Here is a 26982-nt window from a genome sequence, read left to right as displayed (position 1 = left end):
ACAGGACGGAAAGACCCCCTGGAGCTTTACTGTAGCCTGATATTGAATTTTGGTCCAGTTTGTACAGGATAGGCGGGAGCCATTGAAACCGGACCGCTAGCTTCGGTGGAGGCGCTGGTGGGATACCGCCCTGACTGTATTGAAATTCTAACCTACGGGGCTTATCGACCCGGGAGACAGTGTCAGGTGGGCAGTTTGACTGGGGCGGTCGCCTCCTAAAGTGTAACGGAGGCGCCCAAAGGTTCCCTCAGCCTGGTTGGCAATCAGGTGTCGAGTGCAAGTGCACAAGGGAGCTTGACTGTGAGAGTGGCAGCTCGAGCAGGGACGAAAGTCGGGACTAGTGATCCGGCGGCTCGTTGTGGAACGGCCGTCGCTCAACGGATAAAAGGTACCTCGGGGATAACAGGCTGATCTTGCCCAAGAGTCCATATCGACGGCATGGTTTGGCACCTCGATGTCGGCTCGTCGCATCCTGGGGCTGGAGTAGGTCCCAAGGGTTGGGCTGTTCGCCCATTAAAGCGGTACGCGAGCTGGGTTCAGAACGTCGTGAGACAGTTCGGTCCCTATCCTCTGCGCGCGTTGGAAATTTGAGAAGGTCTGTCCTTAGTACGAGAGGACCGGGACGGACGAACCTCTGGTATGTCAGTTGTACCGCCAGGTGCATGGCTGATTAGCTACGTTCGGGATGGATAACCGCTGAAAGCATCTAAGCGGGAAGCCGGCTTCGAGATGAGATTTCCTTGCCCCTTTGAGGGTGTGAGGCCCCCAGCTAGAACACTGGGTTGATAGGCTGGATGTGGAAGCGAGGACTGAAGACTCGTGAAGCTGACCAGTACTAATAGGCCGATGACTTACACACACTCTTATCCTATTGCTTGCTTCAAGGTGATGGGTTGGTGTTCGCGTCCACTGTGCGGTTGTCTGATTGCAACCGGCTGTCTGCTTGTTGGTGGGTGGTTGATGTGTTTTGAGTTGAATAGTGTCACTGTTGTGTGACCCGTAGGTTTCCCTGCTGTTGCCCGTGTTGAGGGTGGTGGTGTGGGGTTAGGGTTACGGCGGTCATAGCGTGGGGGAAACGCCCGGTTCCATTCCGAACCCGGAAGCTAAGGCCCACAGCGCCGATGGTACTGCAGCCGGGAGGTTGTGGGAGAGTAGGTCGCCGCCGGACATTCTTTGAGGGAGGGCCTCGCACCGTTGTGTGCGAGGCCCTTCCCGCATTCCCGGGAGGATTCACCGGGCGGCCCCGTGCGATCTGCACGGGGCTTTCTGCGTTCCGGGGTGCCTCCCCCTCGGCGCTCAGAGCTCCTCGCCGGCCCGCAGCCGCGCCGTGAGCGCGCGGGTGAGCCGGCGGCGCAGCCGGCCGTGCTCCGTGCTCTGCTCCCGAAGGCGCGCGTGCACGGCGTCGGCATGGGTGGGCTTCTCCGAGTCGGGGAGAGCGAGGAAGTCGCACAGCAGCGGCTCCAAGCGCCCGGTGAGGGCGAGCACGAGCTCCTGGGTCTCCACGGGCCGTGTGCGCTGCAGGCGAGCCCAGGCCGGCCTGTACTCGGCGGCGTGCTCGACCATCTCCCACGCGAGGGCCCAGCTGTCCGGGCGCAGTCGGTGCCGCTCCGCGCGCAACAGCCGTCGCAGGGCGGCCACGGCCTCCTCGAGCTCGGCAGCGGCCGGGGCGCCGTCGTCGTCGGGCGAGGGGTTCGCGGAGGAACGCGAGAACGGCCACCAGCTCATGCCGGCCTCTCTCGGATTCGTCGGGTGCGCAGAGGTCTCACGCGTGCGATTCTGCCCCGCCTCTCGGTTTGGCGGCACCCGGTGTGGCTGGTATAGTCGGTCTCTGTTGGATTCAGGTCTGAGACCTCCAACGGGGTGTGGCGCAGCTTGGTAGCGCGCGTCGTTCGGGACGACGAGGCCGCAGGTTCAAATCCTGTCACCCCGACCAGAAGGAGCCCCCGCCGGATCGGCGGGGGCTCTTCTCGTCTCCGGGTGCTCACCGGGTGCGGTGCGTCAGTCCTGGCGGGACTCCAGGAACTCCAGATGCTCGGGGCGCACCGGGTCCACTTCGCCGGCCACGTCGTCGTGTTCGTCCACCCAGTCCTTCACGTACGGGCACACGGGGACGATCCGGCGGCCCGCGGCCACGGTGTCCTTCAGCGCCTCGCGCACGAGGTTCGAGGCCAGGCCCCGGCCCTCGTACTGGTGGTCGACCTTGGTGTGCGGGAAGATCCGCTGGGCCGGGCCGTCGGCGGCGTCGTCGTCGATCGCCACCGTGAAGCCGGCCACCGTGCCCGCGTCATCGACGACGATCTCGTACCTCTCCCCGTTCTTGCGGACCTGCGGGTGCTCCAGGCTGGGGGTCTGCTCGGACATGGTCGATCCTCTCGTTCCTGGGTGGACCCCGCCGCCGGGCCGACGACGGGGAAGGGGTCAGCCGTCCCGGCGCCGCACGGGGTGATGGGACAGGATCGAGATGCGGTTCGTCAGGTTCATCACGATCGCGACCCACTGCACGGCCGCGTACTGGGCGTCCGTGAGCACGGCGGCCGTGGAGGCCTGCACGTAGTTCAGCTGCTCCTGCTCGGGGAGGTCCGTGACCGCCTCGGCGAGCTCGAGCGCGGCGCGCTCCTGCTCCGAGTACACGGCCCCTGCCTCACGCCACGCCGGCAGCAGCCCCATGCGCTGCACGCTCAGACCGGCGTCGGCGCCCTGGCGGGTGTGCCGGTCCAGGCAGAACACGCAGCCGTTGAGCTGGGAGACCCGGAGGTTCACGAGCTCCACGAGCTGCCGGTCCAGCCCGGCCTGCTCGGCGGCGGCGCGCGCGGCCGAGACCAGCGGCCCGACCGCGTGCCACGCCTCGGGCACGGCCTTGTCGAGGAAGAACGCGAGGGGGTTCTGGCGGGGTTCGGGGGTGTCAGCGGCGGTCATGGTCCTTCAATGTCTCGCAGAACGGAACGGTGGGCCAGGGACCGGGTGCCCGGCCCGGACGAGCTTCCGGCTCAGATCCGGCCCCGATCGGCTCAGAATCGGCCGGACGAGCCCGCCCCGGAGAACGAGCCGCCCGAGGATCCGTAGCCGGTCCCGGAGGAGCTGGACTGCGCCTGGCGATGGTCCTGGACGGACCGCTCGCCGGCCTGGTGGCCCGTGGTGAAGGCCACCACCGTCCAGTAGGCATCCGCCGGCAGTGCGGAGTCCAGGATCGAGCCGCGCGCGGACCGGGCCGGGCCACGGTGCGAGCGCAGCTCGTCGCGCAGCAGCTCACGCTCGGCCTCGTCCTTGCCGAACGCCGCCACCTCGGCGTCGGCGAGGGCGGAGACGAGCCCGGTCAGGCGACGCCGCAGCGCGTCCAGCTCGTCCAACGCCGCGGCCGGGGTCAGGCGGTCGTCCTGCAGGTCCGCACCCAGCGCCTCGAGCCGGTCCTGGGCCTCGGCGCGGAAGGACTCCAGCGCCGCGACGGCGGACCGGACGGCTCCGGCGGAGCCGACGGAGGAGGCCAGCGTGCCGACGGCGTCCAGGTCGGCCCGCAGCGGGGCGGTCTGCTGGTCCCACGCCGACGGCCACCCCGCGTGGCGGTTGAGGAAGGTGTTCGCCGCGGCCACGGCGTCGTCGAGGCGGTCGAGCTCACGGGCGCGGTCCCGGACGTCCTCCGCGGCCCGGGCGTGCTCTGTGCGATGCAGGCTGCGCTCCGGCAGGGCCTCGAGGCGGTCCAGTTCCGCCGACGCATCGAGCGCCTGGCGCCGGAAGTTGCGGAAGCGCTCCATCAGCGCGGCCGCGTGGGGCGAGTCCTCGGGCACCGTGGACGCGTTCACCTCGGTGGTGTCCATCTCCAGGGTGACGGGGGTCAGGTGGGTGCGGGCCTCGGCCAGCAGGTCGGCCGTCCGGCGGCGGCGACGCCGTCGGCTCGCGAGTGCCGCGGCCGCGGCGCCACCGCCCGCCACACCGACGATCCCCGCGCCGAACCACAGCTCGGGAGCCTGCCACCAGGGGCGCCCGATCAGCTCTGCGGCGGCGTCCGTCACCTCCACGACCGTGTCCGTCCACCGGGCCGCACGGGCCGCCTCGTGTCCGGCCTCGCGCACCTCCCGCAGCCGGTCCGTGCTGAGCATCCGGTCCTCGCCCACGTACACCCCGATCAACCGGTTGTCCGGGTCGAGCGCCACGATCACGAGGCCGTCGGCCCATTTCTGGCCGTCCGCGCTGAGCCAGTCCGGGTGCTCCGCGCGAGCCCGCTCGAGCACCCGCCCGTTGAACGCCTGAGACGCGCGGTCGTCGTCCAGTGCGGACAGGTCCGGGCCGCGCTCGGTGACCACGGCGACGCGGGTCGGCTCCCGGAACTCGATCCCCGCCAGGTCACGGCGCAGCTGGGCGAGGTCGATCACGCCCGCGTCATCCACGAGCTCCACCTGGTCCCAGGCCACGGCGTGGGCCTGCGGCGCGGCGGCGCCCGTGACCCCCGCCGTGACCGGCAGGGCGACGACGGTGGCGGACGCCGCCGGTCCGGTGAGGGCGGCGGCGGACAGGGCGACCGCGGTGAGCGTGCGGCGGGCGGTGCGGTGCGTCGGACGGGTCACGGGGGCCTCCTGGGAGGGTCGGCGGTCCCGCCCAGCGTAGGCACCGCGGCCGGTGGCGCGCCTCAGCCGGTGGGCGCGTCGGCGAGCAGCGCGGCGAGCCGGCCGGCGTCGTGCGCGGTGCCGAATCCCGCCGCCCCCGGCTCGAGGACCCCGGCCCGGTCGAGGCCCGTGTAGGGGACCGCGTCGAAGCCCATCGCGGTGACGAGGGCGACCACCGTGTCGCGCGCGGCGGCGACCGCGGCCGGCTCGGGCGCCGTGTCGGCCGGCTCGGTGCCCACCGCGAGGGCGCGACGCGGGGCCGTGGCGCGCCCGGCGTCCTCCAGGTCGTGGTGCGAGATCTCCGAGAACGCGCGCACGATGGGCACGCGCAGCCCCGCGGCGGCCCAGCGCGCGGCGATCCGGGCTGTGCCCGGCGACCCGTCGTCGTCGAGCCACGCCGGGACCGGCTCGTCCCCCCACGTGTTCGTCAGGTCCACCACGGCGCGCGTGGCCGGCCCGGCGAGGGCGAGCGGGTCGACGTCGTCGAGCGCCTCGCGCGGCACGGCCACGACGACGAGCTCCGCCTCCGCCGCCAGGTCCTCGGCCGACACGGCGACGGCCTCGGGCGCGTAGATCGTCAGGTGGCGCTGGACCGCCGCGGGGCGCCGCGTGCCCGCGACCATCACCCGCGGGGCGGCCGTGCCCGGGGAGAGGCGGGGGATGCGCGCGATCGCCCGTGCCAGCGCGGTGCCCGCCCGCCCCGCACCGAGGATGCCGACGACGCGGGGCAGGGCGTCCGCCGGCGCCGCCTCAGACGAGTTCATTGCGCTGGCGTCCCAGCCCGGTGATCTCCACCTCGACGACGTCGTCCGGACGCAGCCACGGGCGGCGGCCCTCGGCGTCACGGCGGGCCAGGGCGACCCCCGCGGGCGTGCCGGTCAGGATCAGGTCGCCCGGGTTCAGGGTGATCAGCTGCGAGGCGTAGGAGACCAGCTCGGCGGGGGAGAAGACGACGTCGGCGACCCGGTCCTCCTGACGCAGCTCGCCGTTGACGTGCGTGAGGACGCGCGCGTCCGCCGGGAACTCGTCCGGGGTGACCAGCCACGGACCCACGGGCGTCGAGGCCTCCCACACCTTGCCCTGCAGCCACTCGGAGGTGCGGCCCTGGAAGCCGCGCATGGAGATGTCGTTGGCCACCGCGTAGCCCGCGATGTGCTCCGGGGCGTCCTCGACGGCGATGCGTCGGCCCGGCTCCCCGACCACGATGCACAGCTCGCCCTCGTAGTCGACCCGGTGGTCCTCCTCGGGGACCTCGATCGGGTCCAGTGCACCCGTGAGGGACTGCGGGAACTTCGCGAACAGCGTCGGATGCTCAGGGCGCTCCAGGCCCGTCTCGTCGATGTGGTTCGTGTAGTTCAGGCCCACGCAGAACACCTTGGTGGGGAAGGGCACGAGCGTGTCGTAGACGAGGCCGGAGGTGTCCAGCAGGAGGGACCGGTCGGCCTGCGCCGCGCGGAGGGCGCCCTCCACCATCTCCCGCTGCTCCTGCGGCGTGGCGGTGAGGTACTCGCCCACGTCGCGACAGTCCGGCAGGGCGACGGCGCGCACGGCGACCTCGGGGTCCTCGGGGTGCACGGAGGTGATGACCGCGGCGAACGTGGCGCCGGGGTAGGCGGCGTCGGAGTCGGGCTGGCGGAACGTGGCGAGCTTCATGGACCCATCCCATCACAGGGCGGCGGGTCCGGACCCGGGGCGGGCGGACGTGAGACGGTGAGGCCATGAGCACAGCCCCCACGCATCCGCCGCTCGACCCCGACCCGACCCCGGCCACCCCGATCGTCCTCGGGACCATGGCCTGGGGGTCCGTTCCCCCGCCGCCCCCGGGCGCCGATCCGGGGGCGGGGCCGGAGGGGCCCGCGGGCGCAGCGCAGGCCGAGGCGGCCGTGGAGCGTGCCCGCCGCGCCCTGCGCGCCGGGATCGAGGCCGGCGTCGATCTGCTGGACACCGCGGACATCTACGGGGCCGGCCGCTCCGAGGAGACCGTCGGCCGGCTGCTGCACGAGCTGCCCTATGAGGAGCGCTCCGCCCTGAAGGTGCAGACCAAGTGCGGGATCGTCCTGCACGAGACGGACCCGGCCGGGCGGCGCCTGACCCGCTACGACTCCTCGCCCGAGCACGTGCGCGCCTCGCTGGAGGGCTCGCTGGCCCGCCTCGGCGAGCAGCGCGTAGACACCCTGATCATCCACCGGCCCGACGTCCTCACGCCCGTGGCCGACACCGTGCGCGCCTTCCTCGACGCGCGAGAGGCGGGCCTGGTCGGCAAGCTCGGCGTCTCCAACCTCGGCGTGGGCCGCGTCCTCGAGTTCCAGCGCGAGCTCGAGAGCCAGGCGGCGGACGGGACCGGGCTGGCGTGCGTCCAGGTCGAGCTCGGCCTGCACCACCGCACCCTCGTGGAGGCGGTCGTGCTCGCCAACCACCCGGACGCCCCCGCGGACGCCGACGCCGGGCGCCTCGGCCCGGTGTGCGCCGCCGAGGGGATCGAGCTGCAGGCCTGGGGGCCGCTGGGCCAGGGCCGGTTCAGCTCCGGCGACGACGGCGCGGCCGGCGTCGTCGGCGAGGTCGCAGCGGAGCTGGGCGTCAGTCGGGAGGCCGTGGTGCTCGCGTGGCTGCTGCGCCTGCCGTGGGGCGTGCGGCCCGTGATCGGCACCCAGGACCCGGAGCGCGTCGCCGCGTGCGCCGAGGCGGCCGCCGCGGCCGAGGCGATGGACTCCGCGCAGTGGCACCGCCTGTGGACCGCGGTGCGCGGTGCCGGCCTGCCCTGAGCGGCCCGCGGACGTGAGGGATGTCACACTGGGGGCATGACCTTCGCGCCCGTCAACCTCTTCACCCCCTGGCTCGCCTACTGGGCGGCCGCCCTCGCGCTCGTCGTCGGCGGCATCCTGCTGGCCGCCGGGATCTGGCGCGAGCGCCGGCACCGGCGGCACGCTGACGAGCACGGACGCAACACCGAGGTGGACGTCCTGGACAACACCCGGCTGCAGCGCCGGGTGGGGGCCGTGATGCTGGCGGTCGCGGCCGTGCTGGCCAGCGTGGGTGTGGGGACGCACCTGGCGGGGCTGGACACGCTGCGTCAGAACCTGACGGCCAAGTACGGCTACACCTCGATCGAGCGCATCCGCCAGTCCGGCACGGGGTTCATCATCGACCTCACCCAGCCGGACGGGACCGTCCTGCGGGACGAGATGGTCCTGGTCGACCCCTCGGGCGAGCCCTTCGTCGGCGAGGACATCTTCCACAACCCGCCGGAGAAGTACGAGGACCTGCCGCTGCGTCCGGCCCCGTGACCGCGTCCGCCGCCGTCCGTCGGGCCTGATGCCGCGTCGGGGGCCTCTGTTAGCGTCGCCGCGTGAGCACCTCGACCGTCCGTTCCGCCCCCGCGTCCACCTACCGGCTCCAGGTCAGCCCGGATCTGCCGCTGGAGTCCGTGGCCGGGCTCGTGCCCTATCTGCGGCGCCTGGGCGTGGACTGGCTCTACCTCTCGCCGCTGCTCGAGGCCGAGCCCGGCTCCGACCACGGATACGACGTCGTGGACCCCACGCGGCTGGACGCCGCCCGCGGCGGGGCCGAGGGACTGGACATGGTCGCGCGCGCCGCGCACGAGGCGGGCATGGGCGTGCTCGTGGACATCGTGCCGAACCACGTGGGCGTGGCCACGCCCCCGGCCAATCCGGCGTGGTGGGACGTGCTCACCCACGGTCCCGAGGCGGCGCATGCGGCGTGGTTCGACGTGGACTGGGCGGCCGGCGGCGGCTCCCTGCTCATCCCCGTGTTGGGGGACGGCCCTGACGGGGACGCGGACGCGGAACTGGATCGTCTCGTCGTCGACGCCGAGGGCGGCCGTCTGCGCTACTGGGACAACGTCTACCCCCTCGCCCCCGGATCGCTCGAGGCCGCCGAGGCGGAGACCGGGCTGCGCGCCGCGGAGGTCTTCGCGGCGGCGGACCCGGCGAAGGAGCCGACCGCGGTGCAGGCCCGCCTGGCCCGCGCCGTGCACGACCGCCAGCACTACCGGCTGGTCGGCTGGCGCCGCGGCGACGCCGAGCTGAACTACCGCCGCTTCTTCACCGTCACCACGCTCGCGGGCGTCCGGGTGGAGGAGCCCGAGGTCTTCGACGTCGTCCATGCCGAACCCGCCCGCTGGGTCCGCGAAGGGCTCGTGGACGGGCTGCGCGTGGACCACCCGGACGGCCTGGCGGACCCGGCCGGCTACGCGCGGCGCCTGCGCTCCCACGTCCTGCCGGAGGGCTACCTCGTGGTGGAGAAGATCCTCGAGCCCGGTGAGGCGCTGCCCGCGGACTGGCCCGTGGACGGGACCACCGGCTACGACGCGCTCGGCGAGGTCGAACGCGTCTTCATGCATCCCGAGGCCGCGGGCGATGCGGCCGAGGACGCGCGCCGTCGTCGGGAGTGGGGCGAGGCCGTGGTGCGGGCCAAGCACGACGTGGCCACCGGCTCCCTCGCGGCCGAGACCGCCCGGCTGGCCCGGGAGGTCCGCACCGTGCACGCCCTCGGCGCCCACCCGGACGAGGACGTGGCCGCCGCGTTCGCCGCCGTGCTCGCCCGCCTGCCCGTGTACCGCACCTACCTGCCCGTGGGCCTGGCCGTGCTCGAGGGTGCGCTGGCGGACGCGGCCGCGGCGGAGCCGGGCCTCGCCGACGTGCTCGGTGACCTGCGGCCCGAGCTGACCGACCCGGACTCGCCCGTGGCCCGCCGGTTCCAGCAGACCTCCGGCATGGTGATGGCCAAGGGCGTCGAGGACCGGTCCTTCTACCGGTACACGCGGTGGGCCAATCTGAACGAGGTCGGCGGAGACCCCTCCCACGTCGCCCTGTCCCTGGCCGACTTCCATGCCGCCCAGCAGGCGCGCCAGGCCGCCTGGCCGACGGCCATGACCACCCTGAGCACCCACGACACCAAGCGCGGCGAGGACGTGCGCGCCCGCATCGCCGTGCTCGCCGAGGAGCCCGACCGCTGGGCCGCCGAGCTCGCCGAGCTGAGGCGCCTCCACCCGCTCGGCCACCCCGACGCCGAGCGGCTGCTCTGGGAGTCCATCGTGGGCGTCTGGCCCACGGACGGCACCGCACCGGAGGAGGAGCGGATCCTCGGCTTCCTGCAGAAGGCCTCCCGCGAGGCGGCCCTGGCCACCACCTGGACGGACCAGGACCCCGAGTTCGAGGCCCGGCTCGCCGCGCTCGCCGCCGCCGTCACCTCCCCCGAGGGGCCTGCCCGGGGCGTGCTGCAGGCCGTCGCGGACCGCATCGCCGAGCCCGGCCTGGTGGTCCAGCTCGGCCACAAGCTCGTCCAGCTCGCCGCCCCCGGCGTCCCCGACGTCTACCAGGGCACGGAGGTGCCCTTCCCCACCCTCGTGGACCCGGACAACCGCCGCCCCGTGGACTTCGCGGCCCGGGCCGACCTGCTGGACCGCCTCGACGCCGGCCACACGCCCGGCCTCGACGACCCCGCCGCCGCCAAGCTGGCCGTCGTCGCGGCGGTGCTGCGCACCCGCCGCGACCGGCCCGAGCTGTTCACCGGCCACCGCCCGCTCGACGTCTCCGGGCCCGCCGCCGAGCACGCGATCGCGTTCGACCGGGGCGGGGCGCTCGCCGTGGCCACCCGCTGGCCCGTCCGCCTCGCGGCCGCCGGTGGCTGGGGCGAGACCGTCGTGACCGTGCCGGCCGGGCGGTGGGAGGACGCCGTCACCGGCCACCCCGTCCACCCGGACGCGCGCGGCGCCGTGCGCCTCGACGAACTGCTCAGCACCCTGCCCGTCGCGCTGCTCGTCCCGGCGCACGCCCCGTCCGACCGCCGAGAGAGGACCGCCCCGTGACCGAGCCCCGTCCGGCCGACGCCCCCGCCCCGGGCCTGCACCCGATCGGCTCCGACCCCGTGGACCCCGCCGCGGCCGAGCGGGCCGCCGTCGACGCCGCGCGCGCCATCCCCTACGCCGTCTGGGCGCCGCACGCCGAGAGCGTCGACCTCGTCCTCGTCGACACCGAGCCCGGCGCCCTGCACGACGCCGAGGACCGCTGGCCCGTCGCCGCCGTCGTGGCCATGGCCCCCGCCGCCGGAGGCTGGTGGACGCCCACGGAGGACCCGCTGGCCGCCCTCGGCCTCGACGCCGCCCAGCCGCCGGCCGACCCCGGCTACGGCTACCGCGTGGACGGGGCGGACCCCGTGCCGGACCCCCGCTCCCGCCGCCAGCCCGACACGGTCCACGGGCCCTCCCGCCGCGACGTCGCCGGCCGCGTCTTCGCGTGGCCGGACGAGGGCTGGGCCGGGCCGCCCGGGGTGGAGTCCGATCCGGCCGCGCCCCAGGGCGGCGGCCTGCGCGGCGCCGTCCTCTACGAGCTGCACGTGGGGACCTTCACGGCGGAGGGGACCCTCGACGCCGCCATCGCCCGCCTGCCGCACCTGAGGGACCTCGGGGTCACCCACGTCGAGCTGCTGCCCGTGAACTCCTTCTCCGGCCCTCGGAACTGGGGCTACGACGGGGTGGCGTGGTTCGCCGTCGACGAGTCCTACGGCGGCCCCGCCGCCTACCGCCGCTTCGTGGCCGCCGCCCACGCCGCCGGCCTCGGCGTGGTCCAGGACGTCGTGCACAACCACCTGGGCCCCTCCGGCAACTACCTGCAGGTGTTCGGGCCGTATCTGGGCCCGGGCGGCACCGGCTGGGGCGACGGCCTGAACCTGGACGGCGCCGACTCGGACGAGGTGCGCCGGCTCGTCCTGGACAACGTCCGCTTCTGGCTCGAGGAGATGCGCGTGGACGGGCTGCGCCTCGACGCGGTGCACGCCCTGCGGGACGCCCGCGCCGTGCACCTGCTCGAGGAGATGGCCGCGCTCGCGGACGGGATCGCGGCCCGTGCCGGCCGACCCGTGCCCCTCCTGGCCGAGTCCGACCTCAACGACCCGCGTCTGGTGCTGCCCCGCGAGGCCGGCGGGCTCGGCCTCGCCGCGGCCTGGAACGACGACGTCCACCACGCCCTGCACGTGGCCGCGACGGGGGAGACCCACGGCTACTACGCGGACTTCGCCCCGCTGGAGGCGGTGGCCAAGGTCATGGAGCGCACCTACTTCCACGACGGCACCCGCTCCACCTTCCGCAGCCGTGACCACGGGCGCCCCGTGCCGGACACCATCCCCAACCATGCGTGGGTGGCCAGCATCCAGAACCATGATCAGGTGGGCAACCGCGCCGGCGGCGACCGCACAGCGGCCGTCCTGTCCGAGGGCGCGCTCGCGGCCGAGGCCGCCCTGCTGCTGACCGGCCCGCACGTGCCGATGCTCTTCATGGGGGAGGAGTTCGCGGCCTCGACGCCGTGGCCGTTCTTCACCTCGTTCCGCGAGCCCGAGCTCGGGGACGCCGTCCGGCAGGGACGTCGCCGCGAGTTCGCCGCGCACGGCTGGGATCCGGCCGACGTCCCCGACCCGCAGGACCCCGCCACGCGGGACGCGGCGGTGCTGGACTGGGCGGAGGCTGCGGGCGGCGCGGACGGCCACGGCCGGGGAGCGCGCGTGCTCGCCGCCTACCGCACCCTGATCGGCCTGCGTCGCACGCTGCCCCAGCTCACCGACCCTCGCCGCGACCGCGTCCGGGCCGAGGTGGACGCGGCCCGGCGCCACGTGCGCCTCACCCGCGCCGGCGAGGACGCCGACGTCGTCCTGCTCGTCGCCCTCGGCGCGGAGCCGCTGCCCGTGCCCGCGGACCTGACGCGGGCCGAGCTCCTCGCCGGCCACGGCGACCACGGCCCGCTCGGCCCCGGCACGGTGCCGGCGGCGGTCCCGGCCCCCGGCTTCCTGCTCCTGCGCCGCTGAGCCGCGTCCGGGCTCAGTCCGCGTCCGCGGGCGGGACGGCGCGCAGCATGGTGGTCGTGGGGTGCAGTGCCACCGCGTCCTCGTCGCGGCGGGCCCGCAGCACCGTGTCCACGTAGGAGTCCACCGCCTCCTGCAGGGGCACGGCCTGGCCGCGGGCCTCGGAGAGGTACCAGCGGTGCTCGAGGAGCTGGTGCATCACCTCGGCGGGCTCGAGCTTGGCTCGCAGCTCAAGGGGCACCGAGCGGACCACGGGGTCGAACACCTCCACCACCCAGCGGTGCGCCGCAGCCTCGATGTCCATGTACGGGTCCCACTCCCGGCGGGCGGCCTCGATGTCCACGAGCAGCCGGCGGGCCTGGTTCTCCTGGACCTCGAGTCCCGTGAGGCGGGTCAGCCGACGGCGGTGGTAGCCCGCGTGGATCTCGACGGGCCGGGCGATCATCATCCCGGGAGCGTCGGCGGCGCGCAGTGAGTACTCGGCCAGCTCGAACCCGAGCTCCTGCAGGCGGCGGACGCGGCGGTCCAGGCGCCATGGCTCGGCGCGGGGGAACAGCAGGGGGCCGGTCAGCTCGTCCCACAGCCGGCGGTAGGAGGCCACGAGCAGGTCCGGCGTGGTGACGGGGTCCACCTCCGGGTCCAGCAGCCCGCTGGCCTGCAGGTCCAGCAGCTCGCCGCCCACGTTCACGGCGGCCACGTCCAGGTCGTGCTCGCGCTGGCCGGTGGACAGCCGCTGCCGGAGCTCACCGGTCTCGGCGTCCACCAGGTGGGCGGCGAACCCGCCCGCGTCGCGCCGGAACAGGACGTTGGACAGGGAGACGTCGCCCCAGAAGAACCCCTCGAGGTGCAGCTCCACGAGCAGGGTCGCCAGCGCGTCCATGAGCCGCACGAGGGTGCGGCGCTCGAGGCGCTCCGAGAACACGGCGCGGTACGGCAGGGAGAAGCGCAGGTGCCGGGTGACGAGGGCGGCGGGCAGCGGCGTGCCGTCGTCGTGGGTGCGCCCGGTGACCACGGCCACCGGCACCACCGACGGCGCCGGGCCCCGCTCGAGCCGGCGCAGCAGCCGGTACTCGTGGAACGCGAGCTCCTCCGTGGTCTCCTTCACCGCCACGATGCCCCCGCCCATGCGGGCGAAGCGCACCACGTGACGGGAGATGCCGCGCGGCAGGGCCGCCAGCACCTCACGCGGCCACGTCTCGAGGGGGAGCGCCCAGGGCAGGGCGAGCAGCGACGTCGCCGGGTCCTCGGAGGCGTCCCCCGAGGGGGCCCCCGTGATGGTCAGTCGATCGACGGGGGAGGGGGTCTCGACGGTGTCCATGGTCACGATCCTTCCAGACAGGGCCGCTATGCTCGCCTGGCGCGGCGCGCCCGCTGCCCGCCGGCTCCGGTGCTCGACCCGGACCGACTGCCCCACGAGGAGGACCCTTGGCCCGGAACACGTCAGGCTCGCACACCTCGGCGAAGGACGCCCGTGCGCGTGCCCGCCAGATCCAGGAGGAGCAGCGCAGGAAGGACCGCCGCCGCCGCACCGGCGTCATCTGGGGCTCGGTCCTCGCGGCGGTGCTCGTGATCGGCCTCGTCGTCGCGTTCGTGCTCAACCGCAACGGCGACGACGCCGCGGCCGCCGGCCCCATCCCCGCCGTGACGAACGAGCAGGGCGGCATCGAGTTGACCTCGGCCACGGGCCTGGCGGAGGGCGCGGGAGAACGCGAGGTCGACCCCTCGAGGATCGAGGTGCCGAAGCAGTCCGCGAGCTCCCAGCCCGAGACCCTGCCGGACACCGAGGCCCGGGCGGACGGCGAGCCGACGCGGATCGTGCTCTACGCGGACTTCAACTGCGTGCACTGCGCGAACTTCGAGACCTCCAACGCGGACCAGATCGAGCAGTGGCTCGAACAGGGCGAGGCCACGGTCGAGTACCGGATGGTGGACTACCTGAGCGCCCCGAACAACCAGAACTACTCGGCCCGCGCCGCCAACGCCGCGTACTGCGTGGCGGACCAGAAGCCCGAGGCCTACAACGGCTTCGTGGCCGCCCTGTTCGCCACCTACGACGAGCACCAGGGCAAGGGCCTGGACAACGCGGCGATCACGCAGCTCGCGCAGGAGCACGGCGCGGACATCGCCTCCTGCGTCGAGGACGGCACGTTCCGCTCCGCGGTCGAGCACACCACCCGCCAGGCGCGCGTCGCCGGCGTGGCCGGCACCCCCACCGTGTTCGTGGACGGGAAGAACTGGGCCCTCGACGGCGAGGACAAGACCTTCGCCGATTGGGCGGGCGCCAAGATCGCCGGCTGACCCGGCTGACCCGTCGCCGAGGTCCGCGGGGCGTCCCCACGCAGGGGGCGCCCCGCGCCGTCCGCCCGGGCCTTGTACGCTGGAAGGGCCGGCCGCGGCGCCCCGGGCGCCGGCCGCAAGCCTCCTTAGCTCAGCTGGCCAGAGCAGCTGCCTTGTAAACAGCAGGTCGCCGGTTCGAATCCGGCAGGGGGCTCCACCCCACCGCGGGCCCGACGGCGCCGCGCACCTCCGCCGGGAGGGCGCGGCGCCGTCGTCGCGTCCGGCGCGGGCCGACGCTGGGGCGCCGCTGTGCGCGCCCGTGGCCATCCGCCAGGTACGGCTGGCGGATCCGCCAGAGATGCCTCGACCATCCGCCAGACTTCAACCCTGGGCCTCGTCGTGACGGAATCGTGACCTTACCGTGATCCCAGCCACCCCGGCCCGAGCCCCTCGGGCACCCGCGTCCGGTGGCCCAGAACTCCGAGGAGATCCCGTGCAGTCCTCCCCACCCCGCAGCACCCGCCGCCGCATCGGCGCCCTCGTGGCCGGCGCCGTCCTCGCCGGCGGGACCCTGACCTCGTCCCCCGCGCTCGCGGCCCCCTCCGGCGACGCCCCCGCCGCACCGGCAGCCACCCCGACCGCCGCCTCGCCCCTGGCGGCGGCGCAGGTGGAGGACCCGAACGCCGACGGCTACGACTCCTTCATCGTCACCTACAAGGAGACCGCCGCCAACGCCCACGCGAAGGGCCGCGCGAACGCCTGGGGCAAGGCCGCGAAGGAGGCCGGCGTCTCCGTGAAGGAGCTGCGTGAGACCGCGCTCGGCTCCCGCGTGGTCAAGGCGGACCGCAAGCTGGATCAGGCCGAGTCCGCGAAGTTCATGGCCGACCTGAAGGCCTCCGGGGCGGTCGAGGCCGTGGAGCCGGACGCCATCCTCACCGCCACCGGCCTGAGCCCCGTGGACGCCCTCTACTCGCAGCAGTGGGGTTTCACCGGCACCCACGGCATGCGGGTCCCCGGGGCGTGGGACCGCACGACGGGCTCCGGTGCGACCGTGGCCGTCATCGACACCGGCATCACCTCCCACCCGGACCTCGACCGCAACGTCGTGCCCGGCTACGACTTCATCTCCGACGGCAGGGCGGCGCGCGACGGCGGCGGCCGCGACTCCAACCCGCGCGACGAGGGCGACTGGTACGCCGCCGGCGAGTGCGGCACCACCGGCGCCTCCGACTCCTCGTGGCACGGCACCCACGTGGCGGGCACCGTCGCGGCCGTGGCCGACTCCCAGGGCGTCGTCGGTGTGGCCCCGAACGCGAAGATCCAGCCCATCCGCGTGCTCGGCAAGTGCGGCGGTTCGCTGTCCGACATCGCCGACGCGGTCGTGTGGGCCGCCGGCGGCACCGTGGCGGGCGTGCCGGCCAACCCGAACCCGGCGGACGTCATCAACATGTCCCTCGGCGGCTCCGGCATGTGCGGCACCACCTACCAGAACGCGATCAACGCGGCCGTCTCCCGCGGCGTGCCCGTCGTTGTGGCGGCGGGCAACGAGAACCAGCCCGCCGCCAACGTGCGCCCGGCCAACTGCCGGAACACCATCGTGGTGGCCGCCTCCACCTCGCAGGGAGCCCGCGCTTCGTTCTCGAACTACGGCTCCGTCGTGGACGTGACCGCCCCGGGCGCGAACATCATCTCGACCGTGAACAACGGCGCCACCACCCCGACGACGGCCGGCCACGCCGCCTACAACGGCACCTCGATGGCCACCCCGCACGTCGCGGGCCTGGCCGCCCTGCTGCTGGCCGAGCGGCCGAGCCTCACCCCGGCCCAGGTCGAGTCCACCCTCACGTCCACGGCCCGGTCCATGCCGGTGACCTGCTACGCAGGCTGCGGCGCCGGTCTGGCGGACGCCACCAGGGCGGTCTCCTCCCTCGGCGGCAGCTCCTGACCGGGGCCCGCTCCGGGCGCCGGGGCCTCGTTGGTCGCCCAGGGCGGTTTCGAGCCCGGCGCCACGCTGACCGACGCCTGACGTGCTCGTCGGCTCTCGACGGCCGCTCCGCCGTGCGCGGGGCGGCCGTCGCCCGGGTGGACAGGCGACGCCGCCTGAGGTATCGTTCTTCGAGTTGTCACCCCCATGGGGCGACGCCCGGATCTTTAGCTCAGTTGGTTAGAGCGTTCGCTTCACACGCGAGAGGTCGCTGGTTCGAGTCCAGTAAGATCCACCGCAGCAGGGCCCTCCTCCGGGAGGGCCCTTTCGCATCCCCGGGCCGCGGTGCCGAAGGCCCCGGCGGGGGAGGTGTCGGCGTGGTTGGATGGACGCGTCGGCGGGGCTCGGCCCACCGCCGTCTCGCGTCCAGCGCCCGCATACGGAAGGAGAGGGTGAGCCGCATGGAGCAGGAGGGCACCCAGGAGCCGGCGCGGTTCGACCCCCACATCGCGGAGCCCCCGGCCGTCCCCACGCTCATCCCCGTGCTGCGCCCGGCCGGCGCCGAGGACGCCGCCGCTGTCGGCGACCTCGCGATCGACCCGGAGGACCCCGGCCTGCTCGACCTCGACCCGGCGGAGTCGGCCCACCCGGCCGCGGCCGCGGTCGCCGTCGAGCCGACCGAGCCGCTGCCGCCCGTGGTCCGCCCCGCCGCCGCCGATCCGGTCTCGACGCCGGCGCCGGAGCCGGAGGAATCGGCCGAGCCGGAGGCGGAGACGCTGCCGGAGCCGGCCGCGGACGCGCCCCTGACCGAGCCGCCGCTGTCCGAGCAGGTGCCCACCTCCGTCCTGGCGCCCGCGGAGGCCGACGGCGCCCTGCCCGCCCCGGATGTGATCCCCGCGCCGGACGTCACCGTCCCGGACCCGGTGGTCCCCGTGGGCCCGCCCGAGAAGCGCGGGCGTCGGCGGGGCCGGCGCTCCCGTGAGGTCTTCGTCGAGAACCTGCCGACGCAGGCGCTCGTGCTGGCCGACCGCCTGCACTCCTCGCCGTATGGGCGCCGCATGCGCTCCACGCTGCAGCAGCGCCGCGCGGAGGCGCAGGCCCTCGAGGCCCGCACCACCCTGGACTTCGCGCTCAAGCTGGGCGAGACGATGTTCAGCTTCGGGGCGGCCTCGCTGGACGTGGAGACCTCGATCATCGTGGCCACGCAGGCCTACGGGATCCTCGAGACCGAGGTGGACCTGACCAACCAGTCCATCTCCCTGAACTACGCGCCCGACTCCTCACGCGGCGAGGCCCCGTTCACCCTCCAGCGGGTGGTCCGCTCGGCCTCGGTGAACTTCGAGGGGCTCGTGGCCGTCCACCGGCTCGTCGAGGAGATCGCCGCGGGCGAGGTGGACCGGGCCGAGGCCCAGCGCCGGCTCGTGGAGATCCGGCATCAGCCCAAGCCGTTCCCCGCCGTCTTCGAGGTCCTCTTCTCCGGCGTGTTCGTGGCCTGCTTCGTGCCGTTCATCGGGGGGACCTGGACGGGCGCGGCCCTGGGCATGGTCTCCACCTGGCTGGTCTTCTGGCTCAAGGTCCAGGCGGACAAGGCGCGCTTCCCGGAGATCTTCTCCACGATGTTCGGGGCGATCACGGCCACGGTGATCGCGCTGATGGCCCACGCCCTCGACCTGCCGGTCAACCCGGCGCTGGTGATCGCCGGCGGCATCATGATGCTCCTGCCCACGGCGAGGTTCGTCACCGCGGTGCAGGACGCCATCCACGGCTTCCCGGTGACCGCCGCGGGCCGCTTCCTCTCCGCGCTGCTCGTGTTCGCCGGCGTGATGGCCGGGATCATGATCGCCGTGGGCATCGGGGATCTCCTGGGATTCGAACAGCTGGACCTGGCCGAGGCGGGGACGCTGAGCTATCCGCCGCTGCTGCTGCTGGGCCTCGTGATGGCCGCGGGCATGGCGGACGCGGTGGTGGAGCAGTCGCGGTGGCCCCAGATCCTGGCCTGCGGTCTCGTGTCCGGGGCCGGCTTCGGCGCGTACCTGGCGGCGCAGCAGATCGGGGTCAGCGACCGGCTGGTGCCCGCGGTCGCCGCGGCGGCGGTCGGGTTCCTCGGCCGCCTGGTGGCCCAGCGGCTCGCGGCCCCGGCGCTCGTGATCGTCCTGCCGTCCATGCTGTTCCTGCTTCCCGGACTCACCATGTTCCGGTCCGTCTACGGGTTCACCGTGGAGACCGGGGCCACGCTGCTGGGCGTCGAGGGACTGTTCAACGCCGCGGTCATCGTCGTGGCGATCGCGGCCGGCGTCGCCTTCGGCAACACCCTGGCCAAGCCGATCACCGACCGGATGGGCACGCTGCTGCCCACCGAACTCGTGATGCACCAGCGCGGCTGACCGGCGGCCCGGCTCAGTCGGGCAGGCGCCAGTCCACCGGGGCCGCGCCGGCCGCCTCGAGGAGCCGGTTCACCCGGCTGAACGGCCGGGAGCCGAAGAACCCGCGGTGGGCGCTCAGGGGCGAGGGATGCGGGGACTCCACGACGCCGGCCCCCGCCGCCGTCAGCAGCGGCGCCATGCGCCGCGCGTCGGCTCCCCACAGCAGCCCCACGAGCGGGGTGCCGCGCGCGCAGAGGGCCCGCACCGCGGCCTCCGTGATCTGCTCCCAGCCGAGGCCGCGGTGGCTGCCGGGTGCGCCGGCCCGCACGCTGAGGGCGCGGTTCAGCAGCAGCACGCCCTGGTCCGTCCACGCGGAGAGGTCCCCGTGGGCGGGCGGGGTGATGCCGAGGTCGTCGTGCAGCTCCCGGTGGATGTTGGCCAGGGAGCGGGGCAGCGGCCGCACGTGGCGGTCCACCGCGAAGCTCAGGCCGATCGGATGGCCCGGCGTCGGGTAGGGGTCCTGGCCCAGCACGAGGACGCGGACGTCCGCGAACGGCTGACGGAACGCCCGCAGGATGTGCTCCGGCGCCGGCAGCACCTGCTCTCCGGCCGCCCGGCGGGCACGCAGGGCCTCGCCGACCTGCTCGAACGCGGCGGCCTGCGGGGCGAGGGCCGCCTCCCAGCCCGGATCCAGGGGCGCGATGAACTCCATGCCCCGAGGGTAGACCGGGTGGGTACAGTGGCCGCCATGTCCCACCCCACGCCCGTCTCGCCCGATCCGGCCCCGGAGGAGGGTGCCCGCGCGCGTGCGCGACGGGACGAGCTGACGGACCTGGAGCGTGCGGTCCTGGACCTGGAGGCCGCCACCTGGCGGTACGGCGGGGCCAAGGACCACGCCGTCCGAGAGCGTCTGGGGCTGTCTCCGACCGCCTATTATCAGGTGTTGAACGGATTGCTGGACCGTGAGGCCGCCCTGGCCTACCGACCCCTGCTGGTCACGCGGCTGCTGCGCAAGCGCGGCACCCGCAGCCGGGCCCGGAGGGGACCCGCGGATCCGGCGCCGTCCACGCCCGCTTCCCGCCAGGAGAACTGACCCATGGCCTACCAGCCCGACCGCTTCGACGAGGTCCCCGAGTACACGGACCAGCGCGGCGCGCACCGCGAGTCCTTCGCCGCTGCCGGCGCGACCGCCGCGGGCGGGGGTCGCCGCCTGAGCCCGCTGCTCTGGGTGGCCGGCCTCGTCCTGCTCGCCGGCCTGTTCGTGGGCGTCGTCCTGCCGTGGCTCACCGGCGACCGCTCCGAGCCCGTCGCCGCCGAGAGCTCGACGACGGCCCCGGCTGCCGCGCCGTCGACGTCGGCGTCGTCCGTGTCCTCCTCGGCGTCCTCCGCGTCGGCGTCGACTGCGTCCGCGACCGAGTCCGCCACCCCGTCCGAGGACGCGGCGGAGGCGTCCCGTTCCGCGGCCGCGGCCGAGTCCTCGCGGGCGGCGCAGGAGGCGGCTGCCGCCGAGGCCGCCGAGTCGTCCCAGGCTGCCGCGTCGTCCCGGGCCGCCGCGGAGGCACAGGCGGCGGAGGCCTCGCGTTCCGAGGCCGCCGCGCAGTCCGCAGAGGCGTCCCGGTCGGCGGCGGCCGTCCAGGCGGCGGAGTCCTCGCGCGCCGCCGCGTCCCGTTCGGCCGCCGCGGCGGAGGCCTCGCGCTCGCAGTCCGCGGCCGCGTCGAGCTCCCGTGCGGCCGCGCAGTCTGCGGCCGCGTCGAGCTCTCGTGCGGCCGCGCAGTCTGCGGCCGCGTCGAGCTCTCGTGCAGCCGCGCAGTCCGCGGCCGTGCGCGGCACCCACGTCACCGTGTACAACGCGACCCGCACCCAGGGCCTCGCCGCCTCCTACGCGCAGCGGCTCACGGGCGCCGGCTACACCTCGGTGGACGCGAAGAACTGGAGCGGCTACGGCATCCAGTCCTCCACCGTCCTGTACAACGGCTCGGCCAACAAGGCCGCCGCCGAGGCGGTCGGCAAGGAGCTCGGCTTCCCGGTCATGCAGACCCCGAACCTGCAGGTGAACGGCGTCGCGGTGGTCGTCACCGGCTGATCCGCCCGTCGTGCGGCCGTGTCGGCCGCGCGCCCTTTCCGGCCCCCGGCGGGGCGCCTTCCGAGGCGTTCTGCCGGGGGCCGTCCGCCGTCCGCGGAAGGGCGGGCCCCGCACCGCAGACCTTTTGCACTCTCCCGGTGCGAGTGCTCATAATGGGGTTAGCACTCCGAAGGCGCGACTGCCAGCCGTACCCCGGCCGGTCCGGCGCCGTGGAGGAGGACCTGTCCACCGGTGAGGCCCCCAGGGGCCGTCCGTCGCGGGCATCGGCGCGGGTCAGCCACCAGCAGTAGGAAGCCGACGTCCAGAAAGGACCTGCACATGGCCAAGACCATCGCATTCGACGAAGAGGCCCGCCGCGGCCTGGAGAAGGGCCTGAACACCCTGGCCGACGCCGTGAAGGTGACCCTCGGCCCCCGCGGCCGCAACGTGGTGCTGGAGAAGAAGTGGGGCGCTCCCACCATCACCAACGACGGCGTCTCCATCGCCAAGGAGATCGAGCTCGAGGACCCGTACGAGAAGATCGGCGCGGAGCTCGTCAAGGAGGTCGCCAAGAAGACCGACGACGTCGCCGGCGACGGCACCACCACCGCCACCGTGCTGGCCCAGGCGCTGGTCCGCGAGGGCCTGCGCAACGTGGCCGCGGGCGCCGACCCGCTGTCGCTGAAGCGCGGCATCGAGAAGGCCGTGGAGGCCGTCACCTCCGAGCTGCTCTCCGCCTCCCGCGAGATCGAGACCAAGGACCAGATCGCGGCCACCGCCTCGATCTCCGCCGCGGACAAGCAGATCGGCTCCCTCATCGCCGAGGCCCTGGACAAGGTCGGCAAGGAGGGCGTCATCACCGTCGAGGAGTCCAACACCTTCGGCCTCGAGCTCGAGCTCACCGAGGGCATGCGCTTCGACAAGGGCTACATCTCCGGTTACTTCGTGACCGACGCGGACCGCCAGGAGGCCGTCCTCGAGGATCCCTACATCCTCATCGTCAACTCGAAGATCTCCTCCGTGAAGGACATGGTGGCGATCCTCGAGAAGGTCATGCAGTCGGGCAAGCCGCTGCTGATCATCGCCGAGGACGTCGAGGGCGAGGCCCTGGCCACCCTCGTGGTCAACAAGATCCGCGGTACCTTCAAGTCCGTGGCCGTGAAGGCCCCGGGCTTCGGCGACCGCCGCAAGGCCATGCTCGCCGACATCGCCATCCTCACCGGCGGCCAGGTCATCTCCTCCGAGGTGGGCCTGTCCCTGGAGAACGCGACCCTCGACCTGCTGGGCACCGCCCGCAAGGTGGTCATCACCAAGGACGAGACCACCATCGTGGAGGGCGCCGGCGACGCCGAGCAGATCGCCGGCCGCGTGGCCCAGATCCGCTCCGAGATCGAGAACACCGACTCGGACTACGACCGCGAGAAGCTGCAGGAGCGCCTCGCCAAGCTGGCCGGCGGCGTGGCCGTCATCAAGGCCGGCGCGGCCACCGAGGTGGAGCTCAAGGAGCGCAAGCACCGCATCGAGGACGCCGTGCGCAACGCCAAGGCCGCGGTGGAGGAGGGCATCGTCGCCGGCGGCGGCGTCGCCCTGATCCAGGCCGGCGCCAAGGCGTTCGGCGGCCTGCAGCTCGAGGGCGACGAGGCCACCGGCGCGAACATCGTCAAGGTCGCCATCGAGGCCCCGCTGAAGCAGATCGCCCTCAACGCCGGCCTGGAGCCCGGCGTCGTGGCCGACAAGGTCAAGACCCTCGACGACGGCCACGGCCTGAACGCCGCCACCGGCGAGTACGAGGACCTGCTGGCCGCCGGCATCAACGACCCGGTGAAGGTGACCCGCTCGGCCCTGCAGAACGCCGCGTCCATCGCGGGCCTGTTCCTGACCACCGAGGCCGTCGTCGCGGACAAGCCCGAGAAGGCCGCCGCCGGCGCCGAGGGCATGGACCCGATGGGCGGCATGGGCGGCATGATGTGATCAGCCGCTGAGCCGGCCCGGCCCGTTCGGGCGCCCAGCCTGCGAGGCCCGCCTCCCCGCCCGGGAGGCGGGCCTCGCCGCGTCCCGGGTCAGCACCGGGGCGCCCCGCTCAGGCCGACAGCGCGGCCCGTTCCGCCGCCAGGTTGCGGCGGGCGGCGGCCTCCCAGCGTGCTCGGCCGGGCGCGGTCCGATACAGCCGCTCGGCGTCCAGCAGGGCGTCCAGCACCTTGCTGCGACCGCGGACCCAGTCCGCGTCGGACACGTGCGCGTAGTCCCGCCGCACCGCGGCCACGTAGCGGGCGTAGGCCTCGGGGGAGCGGCCGAGGACCTCGAGGTCCGCGTCCGAGAGCACCGCCCCGGCCGCGTCGTGCGGGGCGGGGTCGTGGGCGGCGGTGAGCAGCACGAGGCGCGCCACCTCGTCGACGACGTCGGCCGGCACGGCCAGCCGCGGAGCGGTGAGCACGTCCCGGGCCAGGGCGGCCGAGTCCGCCTCGTCCTGGCCGGCGGGCGCGGTGGGGTCCCCGGCGTAGACGGCGTCGTGGAACCACGCGGCCAGGCGGACCGCCCGCGGATCCGTCCCGGTCTCTGCCCCCGCCCGCTCGAGCAGGTCCACGGACTCGAGCACCGCGAGCAGGTGGGCCGGGTCGTGGTAGTGCCGATGCGGCTCCGCCCAGCGGGCCAGCAGGTCGTGTCCCGCCGTCGTCACCGCGTCCGGGCTCGCCGCCGTGCCCTCGAACAGCCGCGCCCAGCGTCGGGCGAGGACCACGTCCCGCTTCTCGGCGCGGCTCCGGGCGGGCACGCGCAGCCCCGAGGCGGCGAGCCGGCGCACCAGCTCCCGTCCGGTGACGGGCACCGCCCCGCGGGCCACGAGCTCGGCACGTCGGTGCGCGGGCACGTCGTAGTGGTCCCGGTCGAAGGCCCGCTCCGAGAGCCCCGCCGCCCGCGCGAACGCGTGGAGCTCCTCGAGGGAGGCATCGGAGACGAGGTGGGAGAACACGGTGCCGTGGGCGGGCCACGCGGGCGGGTCGATCAGGACGGTCATGCCCCCACTCTAGGAAGCACGGACCGGGGCGCGGCCGGCCGGCCGCACCCCGGACCGTTCCGGGCGCTCAGAACCGGAACATCGCGGCGTTGGCGGTCTCGGCGTCCTGGTACTGGGTGGCGGCGGCGTCCATCGCGCGGCGGATGCCCGCCAGGGACTCCTCCACGCGCTGCTGGGTGGCGCGCCACTCGGTGAGCACGCCCTGGAAGTTCGCGGCCGCCTGGCCGCGCCAGGTGTCCTGCAGCTGGCGCAGGTTGGCCTCCATGGTGCTCACCTCCGCCTGGAGGCGGCCGATGGAGCCCTCCACCGCCCCGCTCTTGGCCCGCAGGTCCTCGACGTCGATCTGCACGATGCTCATGTGACTGTCCCCTCTGATGAGTGCTGATGGGCGGCGGGTGCCGCCGGGCACCACGCTAGGGACGCGCGTCGCGCCCGGCCGCCGGGTCGTCCTCGCCTGGGGACGGGACGCTGGCCTCGGGCGCCTGTGCAGGAGCAGAAGCCCGACGGCGGCGCTCGGCCGAGGCACGACGGAACCGCTCCGCCGCCCGCAGCAGGCGGCTGCTCCGGGCGGCGTCCGCGGCGCTGGCGCCGGCTCCTGACGGCGCGGTCAGGGCGAGGGGGCCGCTGGGCGGACCGGCCGCGTCGTCGTCGGTGTCCCGTGCGGACGGGCGCTCGTCCTCGACGTCCTCGTCCGCCTCGTCCTCGAACGGCGCCCACGGCAGGTGGACGGAGAAGGTGGCGCCGCCGCCCTCGGTCTCCAGCAGCCGGACGGAGCCGCCGTGCTGGGCCACGATCGCCGCGACGATGGCCAGGCCGAGCCCCGTGCCGCCCGTCTCGCGGTGCCGGGAGGTGTCCGCGCGGTAGAACCGCTCGAAGATGCGGGCGCGGTCCTCCTCGGACACGCCCGGCCCGTGGTCACGGATCTCGATCACGGAGCTGCGGCCCGCGCCGTCCGCCCCGGCCTGGCCGCCGAGGTGGTCGACGGTGCCGACCGCGATCTCGATGGGGGTGCCGGCGGGGGTGTAGCGCAGGGCGTTGGCCATGAGGTTCACCACCACCTGGCGCATCCGGTTCTCGTCGCCGAGGATGGGCGCCGGGGCCGCCCGGTCGCCGTCGGGGCCCACGAGGGTGACCTTGCGGTCCGGGGCGTTCACGGAGGCGTCCATCATGGAGTCCATCGCGAGGATGAGCAGGTCCACCGGGGCGTGCTCGAGGGGGCGCTGCTCGTCGAGGCGGGCCAGGGTGAGCAGGTCCTCCACGAGGCGGGTCATGCGGGTGGCCTCGGACTCGATGCGCTGCATGGCGGCGGCGACGTCCTCCTCCTCGCGCAGCCCGCCGTGCCGGTACAGCTCGGAGAATCCGCGGATGGTGACCAGGGGGGTGCGCAGCTCGTGGGAGGCGTCCTGCACGAATCGGCGCATCTTGTCCTCGGAGATCTCCTTGTCCCGGAACGCGGACTCGATGTGCGCGAGCATGGCGTTGAGGGAGCGGGAGAGCCGGCCCACCTCGGTGTCGGGCGCCGCGCTCTCCACGCGCTGGCTCAGGTCGCCGGCGGCGATCTTGGCGGCGGTGCGCTCCACGCGGTTCAGGGTGCGGAACGCGCGCTGGACCGCCAGGTTGGCCACGATCACGGTGCCCGCCGTCGCGAGCAGGCCGATGGTCACGACGATTGAGGTGACGCGCTCGACGGAGGAGGTCACGCTCTGCAGGGGCAGGGCCACGGCCATGGTGCCGTCGCCGCTGCTGAGCCCGTACAGCTGCACGCGCCAGCCGCTCGAGTCCGGCTGTGTGCCGGGCACCTCGAAGGAGGCGGAGCCGCGCTCGAGGGCCTCGGCCGGGGTGATGTCCGGCAGGGCCGGCTCGTCCGCGTCCGGCATCACCGGGGTCTGGACGACCCGCGCGCCCTCGTTGTCCCACACGACGCCGTAGAAGCGCAGGATGGGCAGCTGCGGCATGTAGTACTCACCGGTCTGGGCGACGTTGGCCAGGTACATCGAGACGGTGTCCCGGTTGGCGGCCATGTCCTCGTCCAGCTGGCGCACCGCCTCCTGGCGGAACAGCGCCGCGGTCGCCAGGGCGGTGACGGCGACCAGGGCCAGCATGAGCGCCGCGATCATCACGACCAGCTTGGTGCGCAGGGACTGCCCCTGCCACGTGCCCCTCAGCCAGGCGCGCGGATGGCGGACGTGGGCCGCCGCGGCGTCGAGCCGCGCACGCACGTCAGCGCTTGTCCGCGGTGCGGAGCATGTAGCCGACGCCGCGCTTGGTGTGGATCATCTTCTCGCGGCCGCCGACGTCGATCTTGCGGCGCAGGTAGGAGATGTAGGACTCGACGATCGAGGCGTCCCCGTTGAAGTCGTACTCCCACACGTGGTCCAGGATCTGGGCCTTCGAGAGCACCCGGTTCGGGTTCATCATGAGGTAGCGCAGCAGCTTGAACTCGGTGGGGGAGAGGTCCACGACCTCGCCGCCGCGGCGGACCTCGTGCGCGTCGTCGTCGAGCTCGAGGTCGTCCACGCGCAGCACCGCCGCGTCGTCGTCGAGGGAGGCGGTGCGGCGCAGCACGGCGCGGATGCGGGCGACCACCTCGTCGAGGGAGAACGGCTTGGTCACGTAGTCGTCGCCGCCGACCGTCAGGCCGGTGATCTTGTCCTCGGTGCCGTCCCGCGCGGTGAGGAACACGACGGGGAAGTGACGGCCGGCGGAGCGCAGGCGGCGGGTCACGGTGAAGCCGTCCATGTCCGGGAGCATCACGTCCAGCACGGCCAGGTCCGGCTGGAACTCCTCGGCGGCGTCCAGGGCCTCCCGGCCGTTGGCCGCGGCCGTGACCTCGAAGCCGGCGTAGCGCAGGGATGTGGAGAGCAGCTCGCGGATGTTGGGCTCGTCGTCCACCACCAGGAGGCGTGCTTCGGGGTTCTGAGGCTGCATGGGAC

General features: G+C 74.0%; 22 protein-coding genes, 3 tRNA genes and 2 rRNA genes. 15 read left to right on the top strand and 12 right to left on the bottom strand.

The window, feature by feature from the left end; all coding sequences use genetic code 11:
• Window positions 1-859: ribosomal RNA gene (locus tag KVS67_RS04520) — 23S ribosomal RNA — on the top strand; the annotation flags it as partial.
• A gap of 192 nt (window positions 860-1051) precedes the next feature.
• Window positions 1052-1168, top strand: a 5S ribosomal RNA gene (gene rrf / locus KVS67_RS04515).
• A gap of 128 nt (window positions 1169-1296) precedes the next feature.
• Here the strand turns inward: rrf and KVS67_RS04510 are convergent.
• Window positions 1297-1725 carry a hypothetical protein gene (locus KVS67_RS04510; protein ID WP_063190221.1) on the bottom strand — a complete coding sequence of 143 codons (429 nt, stop codon included), beginning with the start codon at window positions 1723-1725 and terminating at the stop codon, window positions 1297-1299.
• 131 nt (window positions 1726-1856) lie between these two features.
• On the opposite strand from KVS67_RS04510, the gene KVS67_RS04505 reads away from it, so the two are divergent.
• Window positions 1857-1933 (top strand) — tRNA-Pro (locus KVS67_RS04505).
• 65 nt (window positions 1934-1998) lie between these two features.
• Here the strand turns inward: KVS67_RS04505 and KVS67_RS04500 are convergent.
• The 5 genes from KVS67_RS04500 to KVS67_RS04480 form a co-directional block, all read right to left on the bottom strand.
• The gene (locus KVS67_RS04500; RefSeq protein WP_217564769.1) at window positions 1999-2361 is read right to left on the bottom strand and encodes a GNAT family N-acetyltransferase; all 363 of its coding nucleotides are present in this window, start codon (window positions 2359-2361) and stop codon (window positions 1999-2001) included.
• Between the two features lie 57 nt (window positions 2362-2418).
• Window positions 2419-2916, bottom strand: a complete 498-nt coding sequence (locus KVS67_RS04495; RefSeq protein WP_095695336.1) for a carboxymuconolactone decarboxylase family protein — start codon at window positions 2914-2916, stop codon at window positions 2419-2421.
• Window positions 2917-3008: 92 nt separating this feature from the next.
• Window positions 3009-4559, bottom strand: coding sequence for a DUF5129 domain-containing protein (locus KVS67_RS04490; RefSeq protein ID WP_095695337.1), 1551 nt, complete (start codon window positions 4557-4559; stop codon window positions 3009-3011).
• A 62-nt stretch (window positions 4560-4621) separates the two neighbouring features.
• Window positions 4622-5362, bottom strand: coding sequence for an NAD(P)-binding domain-containing protein (locus tag KVS67_RS04485; RefSeq protein WP_123244021.1), 741 nt, complete (start codon window positions 5360-5362; stop codon window positions 4622-4624).
• Complete coding sequence (locus KVS67_RS04480) at window positions 5349-6251, bottom strand: fumarylacetoacetate hydrolase family protein (RefSeq protein ID WP_123244020.1); 903 nt, start codon at window positions 6249-6251, stop codon at window positions 5349-5351. The genes KVS67_RS04485 and KVS67_RS04480 overlap by 14 nt, the downstream gene beginning before the upstream one ends.
• A 65-nt stretch (window positions 6252-6316) precedes the next feature.
• Between KVS67_RS04480 and KVS67_RS04475 the strand changes: the two genes are divergently transcribed.
• The 4 genes from KVS67_RS04475 (at window position 6317) to treZ (ending at window position 12413) form a co-directional block, all read left to right on the top strand.
• Window positions 6317-7360, top strand: a complete 1044-nt coding sequence (locus tag KVS67_RS04475; protein WP_217564768.1) for an aldo/keto reductase — start codon at window positions 6317-6319, stop codon at window positions 7358-7360.
• 36 nt (window positions 7361-7396) lie between these two features.
• Window positions 7397-7882, top strand: a complete 486-nt coding sequence (locus KVS67_RS04470; protein WP_063190217.1) for a hypothetical protein — start codon at window positions 7397-7399, stop codon at window positions 7880-7882.
• A 62-nt stretch (window positions 7883-7944) separates the two neighbouring features.
• Entirely contained in the window at window positions 7945-10425 is a 2481-nt protein-coding gene (gene treY / locus KVS67_RS04465; protein ID WP_095695339.1) for a malto-oligosyltrehalose synthase, read from the top strand.
• The gene (gene treZ, locus KVS67_RS04460; RefSeq protein ID WP_217564767.1) at window positions 10422-12413 is read left to right on the top strand and encodes a malto-oligosyltrehalose trehalohydrolase; all 1992 of its coding nucleotides are present in this window, start codon (window positions 10422-10424) and stop codon (window positions 12411-12413) included. Before treY ends, treZ begins: the two co-directional genes overlap by 4 nt.
• Window positions 12414-12426: 13 nt before the next feature.
• Here treZ and KVS67_RS04455 read toward each other — a convergent pair whose 3' ends face one another.
• Window positions 12427-13728 (bottom strand): DUF4032 domain-containing protein, encoded by a 1302-nt coding sequence (locus KVS67_RS04455; protein ID WP_217564766.1) that lies wholly within the window; start codon window positions 13726-13728, stop codon window positions 12427-12429.
• A gap of 107 nt (window positions 13729-13835) precedes the next feature.
• Here KVS67_RS04455 and KVS67_RS04450 point away from each other — a divergent pair, with 107 nt between their 5' ends.
• The 5 genes from KVS67_RS04450 (at window position 13836) to KVS67_RS04430 (ending at window position 18995) form a co-directional block, all read left to right on the top strand.
• Window positions 13836-14708 carry a thioredoxin domain-containing protein gene (locus tag KVS67_RS04450; RefSeq protein ID WP_063190213.1) on the top strand — a complete coding sequence of 291 codons (873 nt, stop codon included), beginning with the start codon at window positions 13836-13838 and terminating at the stop codon, window positions 14706-14708.
• Between the two features lie 119 nt (window positions 14709-14827).
• Window positions 14828-14904 (top strand) — tRNA-Thr (locus KVS67_RS04445).
• A 276-nt stretch (window positions 14905-15180) separates the two neighbouring features.
• Entirely contained in the window at window positions 15181-16632 is a 1452-nt protein-coding gene (locus tag KVS67_RS04440; protein WP_231866357.1) for a S8 family peptidase, read from the top strand.
• A 200-nt stretch (window positions 16633-16832) separates the two neighbouring features.
• Window positions 16833-16906 (top strand) — tRNA-Val (locus KVS67_RS04435).
• Window positions 16907-17072: 166 nt separating this feature from the next.
• The gene (locus KVS67_RS04430; protein WP_063190212.1) at window positions 17073-18995 is read left to right on the top strand and encodes a threonine/serine exporter ThrE family protein; all 1923 of its coding nucleotides are present in this window, start codon (window positions 17073-17075) and stop codon (window positions 18993-18995) included.
• 13 nt (window positions 18996-19008) lie between these two features.
• On the opposite strand, the gene KVS67_RS04425 is transcribed toward KVS67_RS04430, so the two are convergent.
• Complete coding sequence (locus KVS67_RS04425; protein WP_036382484.1) at window positions 19009-19686, bottom strand: uracil-DNA glycosylase; 678 nt, start codon at window positions 19684-19686, stop codon at window positions 19009-19011.
• A gap of 36 nt (window positions 19687-19722) precedes the next feature.
• Between KVS67_RS04425 and KVS67_RS04420 the strand changes: the two genes are divergently transcribed.
• From KVS67_RS04420 to groL, 3 genes are all read left to right on the top strand, one after another.
• On the top strand, window positions 19723-20067 hold the full coding sequence (locus KVS67_RS04420) for a DUF3263 domain-containing protein (RefSeq protein ID WP_230282309.1): 345 nt from the start codon (window positions 19723-19725) through the stop codon (window positions 20065-20067).
• A 3-nt stretch (window positions 20068-20070) separates the two neighbouring features.
• Entirely contained in the window at window positions 20071-21057 is a 987-nt protein-coding gene (locus KVS67_RS04415; protein WP_217564765.1) for a LytR C-terminal domain-containing protein, read from the top strand.
• Between the two features lie 318 nt (window positions 21058-21375).
• On the top strand, window positions 21376-23007 hold the full coding sequence (gene groL / locus KVS67_RS04410) for a chaperonin GroEL (protein WP_063190186.1): 1632 nt from the start codon (window positions 21376-21378) through the stop codon (window positions 23005-23007).
• Window positions 23008-23116: 109 nt separating this feature from the next.
• On the opposite strand, the gene KVS67_RS04405 is transcribed toward groL, so the two are convergent.
• From KVS67_RS04405 to KVS67_RS04390, 4 genes are all read right to left on the bottom strand, one after another.
• Window positions 23117-24049 carry a DUF4031 domain-containing protein gene (locus tag KVS67_RS04405; protein WP_063190187.1) on the bottom strand — a complete coding sequence of 311 codons (933 nt, stop codon included), beginning with the start codon at window positions 24047-24049 and terminating at the stop codon, window positions 23117-23119.
• A gap of 67 nt (window positions 24050-24116) precedes the next feature.
• Window positions 24117-24407: a WXG100 family type VII secretion target gene (locus KVS67_RS04400; RefSeq protein WP_010079419.1), complete on the bottom strand. Its 291-nt coding sequence runs from the start codon at window positions 24405-24407 to the stop codon at window positions 24117-24119.
• 55 nt (window positions 24408-24462) lie between these two features.
• Window positions 24463-26268: a HAMP domain-containing sensor histidine kinase gene (locus KVS67_RS04395; protein ID WP_063190188.1), complete on the bottom strand. Its 1806-nt coding sequence runs from the start codon at window positions 26266-26268 to the stop codon at window positions 24463-24465.
• 1 nt (window position 26269) lies between these two features.
• Window positions 26270-26977, bottom strand: a complete 708-nt coding sequence (locus tag KVS67_RS04390; protein ID WP_063190189.1) for a response regulator transcription factor — start codon at window positions 26975-26977, stop codon at window positions 26270-26272.
• Window positions 26978-26982: the final 5 nt, after the last annotated feature.

Source organism: Micrococcus sp. GbtcB5 (assembly GCF_019091605.1).
In the GTDB taxonomy this organism is placed as follows: domain Bacteria; phylum Actinomycetota; class Actinomycetes; order Actinomycetales; family Micrococcaceae; genus Micrococcus; species Micrococcus luteus.
This window is presented reverse-complemented; position numbering and strand designations above follow the sequence as displayed.

Excerpts from the sequence above, each read along its gene's own strand:
- KVS67_RS04510 (WP_063190221.1), bottom strand. The coding sequence starts at position 1,725 with ATGAGCTGGTGGCCGTTCTCGCGTTCCTCCGCGAACCCCTCGCCCGAC.
- KVS67_RS04500 (WP_217564769.1), bottom strand. The coding sequence starts at position 2,361 with ATGTCCGAGCAGACCCCCAGCCTGGAGCACCCGCAGGTCCGCAAGAAC.
- KVS67_RS04495 (WP_095695336.1), bottom strand. The coding sequence starts at position 2,916 with ATGACCGCCGCTGACACCCCCGAACCCCGCCAGAACCCCCTCGCGTTC.
- KVS67_RS04485 (WP_123244021.1), bottom strand. The coding sequence starts at position 5,362 with ATGAACTCGTCTGAGGCGGCGCCGGCGGACGCCCTGCCCCGCGTCGTC.
- KVS67_RS04480 (WP_123244020.1), bottom strand. The coding sequence starts at position 6,251 with ATGAAGCTCGCCACGTTCCGCCAGCCCGACTCCGACGCCGCCTACCCC.
- KVS67_RS04475 (WP_217564768.1), top strand. The coding sequence starts at position 6,317 with ATGAGCACAGCCCCCACGCATCCGCCGCTCGACCCCGACCCGACCCCG.
- KVS67_RS04470 (WP_063190217.1), top strand. The coding sequence starts at position 7,397 with ATGACCTTCGCGCCCGTCAACCTCTTCACCCCCTGGCTCGCCTACTGG.
- KVS67_RS04455 (WP_217564766.1), bottom strand. The coding sequence starts at position 13,728 with ATGGACACCGTCGAGACCCCCTCCCCCGTCGATCGACTGACCATCACG.
- KVS67_RS04430 (WP_063190212.1), top strand. The coding sequence starts at position 17,073 with ATGGAGCAGGAGGGCACCCAGGAGCCGGCGCGGTTCGACCCCCACATC.
- KVS67_RS04425 (WP_036382484.1), bottom strand. The coding sequence starts at position 19,686 with ATGGAGTTCATCGCGCCCCTGGATCCGGGCTGGGAGGCGGCCCTCGCC.
- KVS67_RS04420 (WP_230282309.1), top strand. The coding sequence starts at position 19,723 with ATGTCCCACCCCACGCCCGTCTCGCCCGATCCGGCCCCGGAGGAGGGT.
- KVS67_RS04415 (WP_217564765.1), top strand. The coding sequence starts at position 20,071 with ATGGCCTACCAGCCCGACCGCTTCGACGAGGTCCCCGAGTACACGGAC.
- groL (WP_063190186.1), top strand. The coding sequence starts at position 21,376 with ATGGCCAAGACCATCGCATTCGACGAAGAGGCCCGCCGCGGCCTGGAG.
- KVS67_RS04405 (WP_063190187.1), bottom strand. The coding sequence starts at position 24,049 with ATGACCGTCCTGATCGACCCGCCCGCGTGGCCCGCCCACGGCACCGTG.
- KVS67_RS04400 (WP_010079419.1), bottom strand. The coding sequence starts at position 24,407 with ATGAGCATCGTGCAGATCGACGTCGAGGACCTGCGGGCCAAGAGCGGG.
- KVS67_RS04390 (WP_063190189.1), bottom strand. The coding sequence starts at position 26,977 with ATGCAGCCTCAGAACCCCGAAGCACGCCTCCTGGTGGTGGACGACGAG.